At 69.3% G+C, this 12,370-nt stretch carries 10 protein-coding genes; 9 read left to right on the top strand and 1 reads right to left on the bottom strand.

Going from position 1 to position 12,370, the window contains the following annotated elements:
* Nucleotides 1–75: 75 nt before the first annotated feature.
* A complete protein-coding gene (locus VGN50_RS12345; RefSeq protein WP_327445097.1) occupies nucleotides 76–552 on the bottom strand; it encodes an Lrp/AsnC family transcriptional regulator in 477 nt (158 codons plus the stop codon).
* A gap of 185 nt (nucleotides 553–737) precedes the next feature.
* Between VGN50_RS12345 and VGN50_RS12350 the strand changes: the two genes are divergently transcribed.
* From VGN50_RS12350 to VGN50_RS12390, 9 genes are all read left to right on the top strand, one after another.
* Nucleotides 738–2,186 (top strand): gamma-aminobutyraldehyde dehydrogenase, encoded by a 1,449-nt coding sequence (locus tag VGN50_RS12350; protein WP_327445099.1) that lies wholly within the window; start codon nucleotides 738–740, stop codon nucleotides 2,184–2,186.
* A 71-nt stretch (nucleotides 2,187–2,257) separates the two neighbouring features.
* Complete coding sequence (locus VGN50_RS12355; RefSeq protein WP_327445100.1) at nucleotides 2,258–3,979, top strand: APC family permease; 1,722 nt, start codon at nucleotides 2,258–2,260, stop codon at nucleotides 3,977–3,979.
* Nucleotides 3,980–3,981: 2 nt separating this feature from the next.
* Nucleotides 3,982–5,259, top strand: a complete 1,278-nt coding sequence (locus VGN50_RS12360) for a saccharopine dehydrogenase family protein (protein WP_327445101.1) — start codon at nucleotides 3,982–3,984, stop codon at nucleotides 5,257–5,259.
* Between the two features lie 99 nt (nucleotides 5,260–5,358).
* Nucleotides 5,359–6,462 (top strand): agmatinase, encoded by a 1,104-nt coding sequence (gene speB / locus VGN50_RS12365; protein WP_327445102.1) that lies wholly within the window; start codon nucleotides 5,359–5,361, stop codon nucleotides 6,460–6,462.
* Nucleotides 6,462–7,922 (top strand): NAD-dependent succinate-semialdehyde dehydrogenase, encoded by a 1,461-nt coding sequence (locus VGN50_RS12370; RefSeq protein WP_327445103.1) that lies wholly within the window; start codon nucleotides 6,462–6,464, stop codon nucleotides 7,920–7,922. The genes speB and VGN50_RS12370 overlap by 1 nt, the downstream gene beginning before the upstream one ends.
* Before the next feature lie 95 nt (nucleotides 7,923–8,017).
* Nucleotides 8,018–9,067, top strand: coding sequence for a DnaB-like helicase C-terminal domain-containing protein (locus VGN50_RS12375; RefSeq protein WP_327445104.1), 1,050 nt, complete (start codon nucleotides 8,018–8,020; stop codon nucleotides 9,065–9,067).
* Between the two features lie 76 nt (nucleotides 9,068–9,143).
* Complete coding sequence (gene dxr / locus VGN50_RS12380) at nucleotides 9,144–10,379, top strand: 1-deoxy-D-xylulose-5-phosphate reductoisomerase (RefSeq protein ID WP_327445105.1); 1,236 nt, start codon at nucleotides 9,144–9,146, stop codon at nucleotides 10,377–10,379.
* Nucleotides 10,376–11,743 carry a site-2 protease family protein gene (locus VGN50_RS12385; RefSeq protein ID WP_327445106.1) on the top strand — a complete coding sequence of 456 codons (1,368 nt, stop codon included), beginning with the start codon at nucleotides 10,376–10,378 and terminating at the stop codon, nucleotides 11,741–11,743. The genes dxr and VGN50_RS12385 overlap by 4 nt, the downstream gene beginning before the upstream one ends.
* Nucleotides 11,744–11,789: 46 nt before the next feature.
* Nucleotides 11,790–12,370: flavodoxin-dependent (E)-4-hydroxy-3-methylbut-2-enyl-diphosphate synthase (locus VGN50_RS12390; protein WP_327445107.1), on the top strand; the 581-nt coding region annotated here is incomplete at its 3' end.

Raw genomic sequence — 12,370 nt, forward strand, 5'->3', positions numbered from 1 at the left:
CGGCGTCGCTCATGAGCGTGCCCTGGGGCGTGTGGGTGTCGCTGGACGGCTCGAAGACTGCCGACGGTTCTGTGGTCATCGTGTTCCCCAGTTGTAGTGCTGTTTGTTGAGTTTCAGATAGACGAACGTCTCGGTGGTCAGAACGCCCGGGAGGACCCGGATCTGCTTGGTGAGCAGCCGGAGCAGCTGGTCGTCGTCCTCGCACACCACCTCGACGAGCAGGTCGAAGCTGCCCGCCGTGGTGACGACGTAGTCGACCTCCGGCATCCGCGTGAGGGCCTCACCGACGGGGGTGAGATCGCCGTCCACTCGGATGCCGATCATCGCCTGACGGCGAAAGCCCACCTGGAGCGGGTCGGTGACGGCCACGATCTGCATGACCCCCGAGTCGAGCAGCCGCTGAACCCGTTGCCGGACGGCGGCCTCCGAGAGGCCCACCCGCTTGGCGATGGTGGCGTACGACTGACGACCGTCCTCCTGGAGCTGCTCGATGATCGCCTTCGACACGTCGTCGAGACGAACCTCTGCAGAGTTGTTGGAAGCGCGGGTCACGCCGCCATGGTGGCCCTCACGGTCGCTCGACGCAAGTCCTGACGCCACGGAATTAGTGGCCTCCGGGTCAAATCGATGTTGCTTTCGGCAGATGAGTGGGAAGAACCTATTGAAATCCGCTGTCAGAGCGTTACAGTTCCTGACACCGGAATCCGTAGCACACAGATCGAAATCCTGGAGTACCCGTGACCTCGTCCCCCCGCCAGCTGCGCAACTTCGTCGACGGCGGGTACGCCGATCCACGGACCGATGTGACCTCCGAGGTCGTGAGCCCGGTCACCGGGCAGGTGGTGGCCCAAGCGCCGGTGTCGTCCGAGGCCGACGTGGACCACGCGTATGCCGCGGCCAGCAAGGCCTTCGAGGAGTGGGGGCAGACCACACCGAGCGAGCGCCAGCAGGCGCTGCTGAAGTTCGCCGACGCCATCGAGTCGCGCGCCGACGAGTTCGTCAAGCTCGAGGCGGAGAACACCGGCAAGCCGTATGCCCTCACCGCGAGCGAAGAACTCCCACCGATGGTCGACCAGCTTCGGTTCTTCGCCGGGGCGGCTCGGGTGCTCGAAGGTCGGGCGGCCGGGGAGTACATGAAGGGCCACACGAGCTGGGTCCGCCGTGAGCCGATCGGCGTCGTGGGGCAGGTGACCCCCTGGAACTACCCGATGATGATGGCCATCTGGAAGATCGGTCCGGCCCTGGCGGCCGGCAACACCATCGTCCTGAAGCCGGCCGACACCACGCCCGAGACAACGCTGCTCATGGCCGAGATCGCCTCCGAGTTCCTGCCGGCCGGCACCTTCAACGTCGTCACCGGGGACCGCGAGACAGGCCGTGCGGTCGTCGAGCACCAGACCCCGGCCTTGGTGGCCATCACCGGTTCGGTTCGAGCGGGTGTGGAGGTGGCCCGCAGCGCCAGCCGGGACGTCAAGCGGGTCCACCTCGAACTGGGGGGCAAGGCGCCCGTCGTGGTCTTCGACGACGCCGACATCGAGGCCGCGGTGGAGGGCATCGCCACGGCTGGGTACTTCAACGCTGGCCAGGACTGCACGGCAGCCACTCGCGTGCTGGCGGCGCCGGGCATCCATGACGACTTCGTGGCGGCGCTGGGGGAGTACGCCAAGAACTCGGCCAAGGTCGGGCTGCCGGACGACGAGGACGCGCTCCTCGGTCCGGTGAACAACCGCAACCAGCTCGAGCGGGTCCAGGGGTTCCTGTCCCGGCTGCCCGACCACGCCTCCGTGGCGGCCGGCGGCCACCGCCTCACCGGGCTCGGTGACGGCTTCTACCTCGAGCCGACGGTGCTGTCCGGTCTCCGGCAGGACGACGAGGCGATCCAGGACGAGATCTTCGGCCCGGTCATCACGGTGCAGCGCTTCACCGACGAGCAGGAGGCGATCCGCTGGGCCAACGGCGTCGAGTACGGACTGGCCTCCAGCGTCTGGACCAAGGACTTCGGTCGAGCAATGCGGATGTCCAAGGCGCTGGACTTCGGGTGCGTGTGGATCAACACCCATATCCCGATCGTCGCCGAGATGCCGCACGGTGGGTTCAAGAAGTCCGGCTACGGCAAGGACCTGTCCATGTACGGCTTCGAGGACTACACCCGCATCAAGCACGTCATGGCCAACATCGACAGCTAGGCGTGCTGCACCCGTCGACAGTCTGACCCATCGGTAGTGCCCACCCATCAGTGTCAAGGAAGGACCATCGCATGAGCGTTCACGAGGCGGCCCCGCGCGCGGGCGTCATCGAGCCACCTGAGAGCAAAGGCCTCAAGGTCGGCGCCCTGGGCCTCGTCGGAAGCATCGTGGTCGGAATGGCCTCGACCGCGCCGGCATACTCGCTGGCCGCGACACTGGGCTTCATCGTCGCTGGTGGGGCTGGCCTCAAGGCGCCGGCGATCATGCTGTTGGCCTTTGTGCCGATGTACTTCATCGCGGTGGCCTACAAGGAGCTGAACGAGGCGGAGCCGGACTGCGGCACGACCTTCACCTGGGCCACCCGGGCGTTCGGACCCATCGTGGGGTGGATGGGCGGCTGGGGCATCATCATCGCCGACATCATCGTCATGGCGAACCTGGCCCAGATCGCCGGCTCGTACTCCTTCACGCTGGCCAACGAGCTGGGCCTGCACAACACCCTCGACCAGAGCACCTTCTGGTCGACCGTGGCCGGCCTGCTGTGGATCGCGATCATGACCTACATCTGCTACCGCGGGATCGAGGTATCGGCGCGGCTGCAGTACGCCCTGCTGTCCATCGAGGTCGTCACCCTGGTGATCTTCGCGGCTGTCGCCCTCTACAAGGTGTATGCCGGCATCTCGCCGACCGGCTCGGTGCACCCGTCGCTGTCGTGGCTGTGGCCCAGTGGCATGTCCATGTCGGTCATCGCCTCCACGGTCCTGCTCGGTGTCTTCATCTACTGGGGCTGGGACACCGCAGTCGCCACCAACGAGGAGGCTGACGACCCGGGTCGTACGCCCGGTCGCGCGGCAGTCATCTCCACCGTCCTGCTCCTGGTCACCTATGTCCTGGTCAGCGTGGCCACCGTCGCGTTCGCTGGCACTGGCGACAAGGGCATCGGCCTGGGCAACGCAAACAACGCCGCGGACGTGTTCACCGCCATCGGCCCGACGCTGTATGGCACCAGCACGCTGGGTCACATCGGCCTCGCCCTGCTCGCGGTCTCGATCCTGACCTCGGCGTCCGCGTCGACCCAGACCACCATCCTGCCCACCGCGCGGACGGCCCTGTCCATGGCGGCATACAAGGCCATTCCCACGCGCTTCGCGCGCATCCACCCGCGGTACCTGACGCCGACCTGGTCGACCATCGGTATGGGCGTCGTGTCGGCGGCCTTCTACCTGCTGATGACCTGGGTCAGCCCCAGCATCCTGTCCGCGCTGATCGGTGCCATCGGCCTGCAGATCGCCTTCTACTACGGCCTCACCGGTATCGCCTGCGCCTGGTTCTACCGGCACAGCCTCACGGACTCGGCGCGCCACCTGGTGATGCGCGGGGTCATCCCGCTCGTGGGTGGGGTGTTCCTGTTCGTGATGTTCGTCTACGCGCTCAAGACCTACTGGGACCCGGCGTACCTCACGGACGCCGACGGCAAGAACGTCACGATCGCGGGTATCGGTGCCGTGGCCGTGGTCGGAGTCGTCTCGCTGCTGGCCGGGTTCATCTTCCTAGCGTGGCAGCGGGCCGTGGCCCCGGCGTACTTCCGTGGCGAGACCCTGCCGGTGCGCAGCCACGCCGACCTGGTGCTCGCGGGGCAGCTCCCACCGGCGCCGGGCCACATCGCGCTACCCGACTCGCGCGAAGCCACGGTGATCGCACCTGACTTGTCCAACCTGCCCCCTGGCGCTACGGCGGTCGACCCGGTCACGGGCACCGTGCACCGGCGCGACGACCATACCCAGGAGTCCTGATCGTGCGAATCCTCATGATCGGCGCCGGCGGCGTCGGTGATGCCGCTGCGCGCATCGCTGTCGAACGCGACTTCTTCGAGCAGCTCGTCGTCGCCGACTACGACCTGGCTCGGGCCGAGGCCACCGTCGCGGCTGCGGCAGCCAGGAGGGAGGGCGAGTCGCGCTTGCTCGCTGCCCAGGTGGACGCCTCGGACGAGGCGGCCGTCACGGCTCTGGCCCGCGAACACGGCTCGACCCACGTGCTGAATGCGGTGGACCCGCGGTTCGTCATGCCGATCTTCCGGGGTGCGCTCGCTGCCGGCGCCGGTTACCTCGACATGGCGATGAGCCTGTCGCGGCCCCACCCCGCGGAGCCGTATGCGAAGGCGCACGTCAAGCTGGGCGACGAGCAGCTGGCCATGGCGGGGGAGTGGGAGCAGTCCGGTCAGCTGGCCTTGCTGGGTATCGGGGTCGAGCCGGGGTTGTCCGATGTCTTCGCGAGGTATGCCGCGGACCACCTCTTCTCGCACATCGACGAGCTGGGCACGCGGGACGGTGCCAACCTGGCGGTCTACGACGAGGACGGCAACGAGACCTTCGCCCCTGGGTTCTCGATGTGGACGATCATCGAGGAGTGCCTCAACCCGCCCGTGGTGTGGGAGCGGGCCAGGGCCGAGGCCGCTGACGGCGACATCGAGGCCGGCTTCTTCACCCTGCCGCCCTTCAGCGAGCCAGAGGTCTTCGAGTTCCCCGAAGGCATCGGCCCGGTGGAGTGCGTGCACGTGGAGCACGAGGAGGTCCTCCTCATGCCGCGCTGGCTGGACGCGGACCGCGTCACGTTCAAGTACGGGCTGGGTGACGAGCTGATCACCATCCTGCGGACACTGCATACCCTGGGGCTGGACCGGACGGACCCGGTGACCGTCAAGGGTGTCTCGGTCTCACCGCGCGATGTCGTCGCGGCCGTCCTCCCGGACCCCGCGACGATCGGGCCCCGCATGCGCGGCAAGACCTGCGCGGGGGTGCTCGTCACCGGCACGGGCAAGGATGGGCAGCCCCGGACCACGTACCTGTACCACGTCGTCGACAACGAGGAGACGATGCGCGAGTACGGCGCTCAGTGCGTCGTCTGGCAGACCGCGGTGAACCCGGTGGTGGCTCTTGAGCTCATCGCGACCGGCGTCTGGAAGGGTGCCGGCGTGATGGGGCCCGAGGCCTTCGACGCGGTGCCGTTCCTGGACCTCCTCAAGGCGCCCAAGCCCGGTGGCTTCGGCTCGCCATGGGGCGCCGAGGAGAGGTGACCCACTCCTTCGCGGACAACGCGTCGGTCGGCCCGTCCGGGCGGACACTGGAGGAGGCGGTCGTCACCGGGCGAACGTACCCAGGCAGGATGTGATGCCATGACGCGATACGGGCAGCAGTACGGCCCCGACTTCACCTTCCTCGGCGTGGACCGCTGCGACCTCGACGACGAGAGCACGTATGCCGGTGCCGACGTCGTCGTGGTCGGCGCCCCGTTCGACGGCGGCACGTCCCACCGCCCCGGCACGCGGTTCGGTCCGCAGGCCATCCGGATGACCGACTACCTGCCGCACGACGGCTCACGACCCTCGCTGGCGCTGCGGACGGACGGCCTCGTCGACCTGCGCGTCGTCGACGCCGGTGACGTCGAGATGTACTCGGGGGACATCGAGGTCGCGCTGCCCGCACTGGAGGCGGCCGTTGAGAAGGTCGCTCGAGCGGGGGCGATCCCGGTCGTCCTGGGTGGCGACCACTCCATCGCCTTCCCCGACGCCAAGGGGGTGGCGAACGTCCTCGGCCACGGCCGCGTGTCGATGATCCACTTCGACGCCCACGCCGACACCGGCGACATCGAGTTCGGGTCACTCTGGGGCCACGGGCAGCCGATGCGGCGCCTCATCGAGTCGGGTGCCCTGCGTGGCGACCGGTTCCTCCAGGTGGGCCTGCGGGGCTACTGGCCGCCACCCGAGACGCTGGACTGGATGGCCGGGCAGCAGATGCGCTCATTCGAGATGACCGAGATCGTCCACCGGGGGCTCGACGAGTGCCTGAGCGAGGCCTTTGCGATCGCGACCGACGAGTGTGAGGGTGTCTTCCTGTCGGTCGACATCGACGTCTGCGACCCGGGTCATGCGCCCGGCACCGGCACGCCGGAGCCGGGCGGCCTCTCGGCCAGACAGCTGCTCGACGCCGTGCGGCGGATCTGCTTGGAGCTGCCCGTGGTGGGCATGGACGTCGTCGAGGTGAGCCCGCCCTACGACCACGCCGACATCACCGCGGCGCTGGCCAACCGCGTCGTACTCGAAGCCCTGTCGGCCATCGCACGACGGCGGCAGGACGAGCGCGACGGCACCCGCTGGGACCCTGCGCAGCCGCTCCTGGCAGGCCGCTCAGGCGCCATACCCCAAGGCCAGGGCTCTTCGGCCCAGGCTCCCCACCACCACACCCATGAGACGCACACGCACCACGGAGGTACCCACTGATGGCCGTCAACCAGAAGTCACTCGTCGAGTCCGTTCCCAAGGGGCTGTTCATCGGGGGTGAATGGCGCGCGGCCAGCACCGGGGCGACCCTCGCGGTCGAGGACCCGTCCAGCGGAGCCACCCTCGCCCATGTCGCGGACGCGTCCGTCGCCGACGGCCGGGCCGCTCTCGACGCCGCCGTCGCCGCGCAGGCCGGCTGGGCCAGCACCCCACCGCGCGACCGCGGCGAGATCCTCCGGGCCGCGTTCGAGCGGATCACCGAGCGCGCTGAGGAGTTCGCGACTCTCATGACGCTCGAGATGGGCAAGACCCTCGCCGAGTCGCGTGGTGAGGTGACCTACGGCGCGGAGTTCTTCCGCTGGTTCTCCGAGGAGGCCGTGCGCATCCACGGCCGGTGGTCCACCGCGCCCAACGGCGCCACGCGGCTGCTGACCATGAAGAAGCCGGTCGGGCCCACCCTGATGATCACGCCCTGGAACTTCCCCCTCGCCATGGGCACCCGCAAGATCGGCCCGGCCATCGCCGCCGGCTGCACGATGGTCATCAAGCCCGCCAGCCAGACGCCGCTGACCATGCTGGCGCTCGCCGAGCTGCTCCGTGAGTGCGGCCTGCCCGCCGGGGTGCTCAACGTCGTCACCACCACCCACACCGGCGACGTCATGGAGCCCCTGATCCGTGACGAGCGGCTCCGCAAGCTCACCTTCACGGGGTCCACCGGCGTCGGGAAGCGCCTCGTCGAGCAGTCGGCCGAGCGGCTGCTGCGCGTGTCGATGGAGCTGGGCGGCAACGCACCGTTCCTCGTCTTCGAGGACGCCGACCTCGACCGCGCCGTCGAGGGCGCGATGCTCGCGAAGATGCGCAACATCGGCGAGGCCTGCACGGCTGCCAACCGGTTCTTCGTCCACGAGAGCGTGGCCGACGAGTTCGCCGAGCGGTTCGCCAAGCGGATGGGGGCGCTGACGCTGGGCAAGGGCACCAAGAAGGGCGTGGACGTCGGACCTCTCATCGACGCCAAGGCCCGTGACGGCGTGAGCGAGCTCGTCGAGGACGCGCGCAGCCAGGGCGGCACACTGCTCACCGGTGGGTCGCAGGTCAAGGGACGCGGCTACTTCTTCGAGCCGACCGTCATCACCGACGTCCCCATGTCCGCCCGCGTCATGCGTGAGGAGATCTTCGGCCCGGTCGCCCCGATCTCGGTCTTCCGCACGGAGCAGGAGGCCATCGAGCGCGCCAACGGCACCGAGTACGGCCTGGCCTCCTATGTCTTCACCAGCGACCTCGCCCGGGTGATCCGGGTCAGCGAGGCGCTGGAGTTCGGGATGATCGGCATCAACCAGGGCGTCATCTCGAACCCGGCAGCGCCGTTCGGCGGAGTGAAGGCGTCGGGCTTCGGGCGTGAGGGCGGCTTCGAGGGCATTGAGGAGTACCTCGAGACGACGTATGTCGGGATCGCCCCGTAGCGTCCGCGTCCTTCGGCCGGACCCGGGGGGTCCGAACGGATGAACCTGGCCGACTTCCCTTTCGTTGCAGGGATGGTCGGGTTTAGATCGGTGGCATGACCGGCATTGCCGAGGAGACGTCCGCTGTACTCAGCTCGTTTCGCAGCGCTCCACGGCTGCGCTCGCTGACGGACGTCCTGCTCGAGACGGACGGCAAGCTGCGCCAAGGCATGTCCGCGGGGGCGCGGGTGTGGCCCACCGGCTTCAGCGCGCTCGACCACGCCCTCTCCGGAGGCTTCCGGTCCGGTGAGCTGATCCTGATCGGCGGACCGCAGGGCCTGGGCAAGACGGCCATGGCCCTGCAGATGCTGCGCAACACCGTCGAGGCCAAGCGGTCGGCGGTGCTGTTCTCGTACGAACACGACGCGCACAGCATCCTCGAACGGCTCATCGCCATCGAGGCCGCCGCGATCGCCGGCACCGACGCCATCACCCTGAGCAAGATCCGGCAGGCGTTCGAGGCCCGGCACAGCCGGGCGCGGAGCCTCCAGGACCGGTTGGAGGGCACCTGCGGCGGTGTCGAGGCGGTCCAGGCGCTGGAGCGCTACGGCGACCGTCTGCACGTGCACACCTCCAGTGGCATCCACACCACGCTGGAGGAGATCCGGTCGGCGATCGCGGAGGCCACGGACAGCGACGGGGTGCCTCCGCTCGTCCTCGTCGACTACCTGCAGAAGGTTCCCGTTCCGGCTGCGACCGGGTCGGAGGAGGAGCGGGTCGCCAGGGTCGTCGAACGGCTCAAGGACCTGGCTCTCGAGCTCGGCGTGCCTGTGGTCGCCATCGTCGCGGCCGAGAAGGGCAGCCTCGTCGCGGGGCGGCGGATGCGGGTCAACGACCTGCGGGGATCCTCCGCGCTGGCCTACGAGCCGGACGTCGTGCTGATGCTCAACGACAAGTACGACATCGTCGCCAAGCACCACCTCGTCTACCATCTGGGCAACGCCGAGCGATTCCGGCAATGGGTGGTCCTGTCGATCGAGAAGAACCGCAACGGCGCCGACCACCTGGAGCTGGAGTTCCAGAAGCGGTTCGAGCAGGGACGGTTCGAGCCTGAGGGCAGGGTGGTCGAGGAGCAGCTCATCGAGGAGCGCGTCTTCCGGGACTAGCCCAGGGGCCGGCCGGGAGAACGAGGTGCGGCAGGGAGCAGGGGGTGGGGCTCGGGTGGCGTGGGACACTGGGACAGTGACTTCCCCACGCACCGTGGCCGTTCTCGGGTCCACCGGCTCCATCGGCACCCAGGCGTTGGAGGTCATCGCCCGCCACCCCGACCGCTTCCGCGTCACCGCTCTCGCCGCAGGTGCGAACCTCGACCTCCTCGCCGAGCAGGCCGTCGCCTTCGACGTCGACCTCGTAGCCCTGGCGACGGGCAGCGCCGAGTCCGTCGCCGAGGCGATCGGTGCGTATGCCGCGCGCGCCGGCCGCGCGGCATACCGTCCGGAGGTCGTCGTGGGGCCTGAGGCGGCGGTCCTGGCCGCGCAGGCCGGGGCCGACGTGGTCCTCAACGGCATCACCGGGTCGATCGGCCTGCGGCCGACCCTGGCGGCGCTCGCCCAGGGGTCCGTGCTGGCGCTGGCCAACAAGGAGTCCCTGATCGTCGGAGGCCCGCTGGTCAAGGCGGTGGCGCGGCCGGGCCAGATCGTGCCGGTGGACTCTGAGCACTCGGCGATCGCGCAGAGCCTGCGCGGGGGCCGCGCCGAGGAGGTCTCCCGGCTCATCCTGACGGCCAGCGGCGGCCCGTTCCGCGGGCGCACCCGCGAGTCCCTGCGGGCCGTGACCCCGGCCGAGGCCCTGGCGCACCCCAACTTCTCGATGGGCCGGGTCGTCACCACCAACTCCGCCACCCTGGTCAACAAGGGCCTCGAGGTGATCGAGGCGCATCTGCTGTTCGACGTACCGTTCGACCGGATCGAGGTCGTCGTGCACCCGCAGCAGCTCATCCACTCGATGGTCGAGTTCGTCGACGGCTCGACCATCGCCCAGGCCGGGCCTCCCCGCATGCTCGTGCCGATCGCCCTGGGGCTGTCGTGGCCCGACCGGCTGGGCGACGTCGACGTGCCGGTCGACTGGACCCGCGCGCAGACCTGGGAGTTCGAGCCGCTCGACGACGAGGCCTTCCCGGCCGTGCGCCTGGCCCGCCAGGTCGGCCTGGCCGCAGGAACCTATCCAGCGGTCTACAACGCCGCCAACGAGGTCGCGGTCGACGCCTTCCACGACGGTCACCTGGGGTTCGTCGACATCGTGGGGACGGTGGAGCGTGTCGTCGCCGAACATGGCGCCGCCGACACCGGGAGCGAAACGGGTGCCCTGACCGTTGACGAGGTGATGCGGGCCGACACGTGGGCCCGTGCGAGAGCTCGGAAGGTGCTGGGACTGCCCGCCACCGACGACGACCCCACCCTGACCGGAGGCCCCGCATGACGGTTCTGTTCTACGTCCTGGGCGTGCTCGCGGTGGCGCTCGGCATCGGCCTCTCGATCGGCCTGCACGAGATCGGGCACCTGGTGCCCGCCAAGACCTTCGGCGTCAAGGTGACCCAGTACATGGTCGGCTTCGGGCCCACGGTCTGGTCGCGCCGACGCGGTGAGACCGAGTACGGCATCAAGGCGATCCCGCTCGGCGGCTACATCCGGATGATCGGCATGTTCCCGCCGCGCCCCGGCGACCGCGAGGGGACGCTGCGGGTCTCCAGCACCGGCCGCTTCTCCCAGCTGGCGGACGAGGCGCGCAAGGCCAGCCTCGAGGAGATCGAGCCGGGCGACCACGCGCGAGCCTTCTACCGGCTGTCCGTGCCGAAGAAGGTCGTCGTCATGATGGGCGGCCCCCTGATGAACCTCCTCATCGCGGTCGTCCTGCTCACCGGGCTGGTCACGCTCTACGGCGTCCAGACGGTCCAGCCGGGGGCGGTCGTGGCGGCGGTCAACGAGTGCGTGGTGCCCGCCAGCCAGGCCACGAGCACGACGGTCTGTGGCGCCACCACCCCGAAGACCCCGGCCTACCTCGCGGGCATCCGGCCCGGTGACAAGCTCGTCTCGGTCGACGGCACGGCGATCCAGCGCCCGGCCGACGTCGGCACCCTGATCCGGCCCCGGGTCGGCCGCGCCACCCAGCTCGTCGTCGAGCGCGACGGCCATCGGCTGACCCTCACGGCGACGCCGATCCGCAACCAGGTGCAGCAGGTGGGCCGTGACGGCGCCCCGCTCGTGGACGCGCAGGGCAAGCCCGTCGTCGTCGAGGCCGGCTTCCTCGGTGTGAGCACCGGCCCGCCGGTGGCCGTCGTCCGCCAGCCGCTCAGTGTTGTGCCTTCGGTGGTCGGTCGCGGTCTCTCGCAGACGGCAGGTGTCCTCCTGCACATCCCCCAGAAGATGGCGGGTGTCGCCCAGGCGGCCTTCGGTTCGGGACCGCGCGACCCGCAGAGCCCGATCTCCGTGGTCGGCGTCGGCCGCATCGCGGGGGAGGCGAGTGCGGGCAAGATCGCCGGAGTGGGCGGGCAGTCGGGCATGGCACTGTGGGCGTTCCTCCTCGAGCTCCTCGCCTCCTTGAACCTCGCGCTGTTCGTGTTCAACCTCATCCCGCTGCTCCCGCTCGACGGCGGCCACGTGGCCGGTGCACTCTGGGAGGCGCTCAAGCGGGGCGTGGCGCGCCTGCTGCACCGCCCCGACCCCGGATACGTCGACGTCGCCAAGGCGCTGCCGGTGGCCTATGCCGTGTCCACCGTCCTCATCGTGATGTCGGTCCTGCTGATCTATGCCGACCTCGTCAACCCCGTGAAGCTCGGCGGCTGAGGCGGCCCGCGTCACCCCTCATCGCCCGCTGGGAGATACTTCGACCATGAGTGTTTCGCTTGGTATGCCGTCCGCCCCTGCCCCCGTGCTCGCGCCTCGTCGCAAGACGCGCAAGATCAAGGTCGGCAAGGTGGAGGTCGGCGGCGACGCACCCATCTCCGTCCAGTCCATGTGCACGACGCCGACCACGGACATCAACGCGACGCTCCAGCAGATCGCCGAGCTGACCGCATCGGGCTGTGACATCGTGCGCGTGGCCTGCCCCAGCCAGGACGACGCCGACGCGCTGCCGGCGATCGCCCGCAAGTCGAGCATCCCGGTGATCGCCGACATCCACTTCCAGCCCAAGTACGTCTTCGCCGCAATCGACGCGGGCTGCGCGGCGGTCCGGGTGAACCCGGGCAACATCAAGAAGTTCGACGACAAGGTCGGCGAGATCGCCCGAGCCGCCAAGGACGCCGGCATCCCGATCCGGATCGGCGTGAACGCCGGATCCCTCGACAAGCGGCTGCTCGCCAAGTACGGCAAGGCCACGCCGGAGGCGCTGGTCGAGTCGGCGCTCTGGGAGTGCTCGCTGTTCGAGGAGCACGACTTCCGCGACATCAAGATCTCGGTCAAGCACAACGA

The sequence above is a fragment of the Pedococcus sp. genome, from assembly GCF_036000045.1.
Taxonomy (GTDB): domain Bacteria; phylum Actinomycetota; class Actinomycetes; order Actinomycetales; family Dermatophilaceae; genus Pedococcus.

What these genes read in the sequence shown, in the direction of transcription:
- VGN50_RS12355 (WP_327445100.1), top strand. Translation starts at nt 2,258, where the DNA reads ATGAGCGTTCACGAGGCGGCCCCGCGCGCGGGCGTCATCGAGCCACCT.
- speB (WP_327445102.1), top strand. Translation starts at nt 5,359, where the DNA reads ATGACGCGATACGGGCAGCAGTACGGCCCCGACTTCACCTTCCTCGGC.
- VGN50_RS12370 (WP_327445103.1), top strand. Translation starts at nt 6,462, where the DNA reads ATGGCCGTCAACCAGAAGTCACTCGTCGAGTCCGTTCCCAAGGGGCTG.
- VGN50_RS12375 (WP_327445104.1), top strand. Translation starts at nt 8,018, where the DNA reads ATGACCGGCATTGCCGAGGAGACGTCCGCTGTACTCAGCTCGTTTCGC.
- VGN50_RS12385 (WP_327445106.1), top strand. Translation starts at nt 10,376, where the DNA reads ATGACGGTTCTGTTCTACGTCCTGGGCGTGCTCGCGGTGGCGCTCGGC.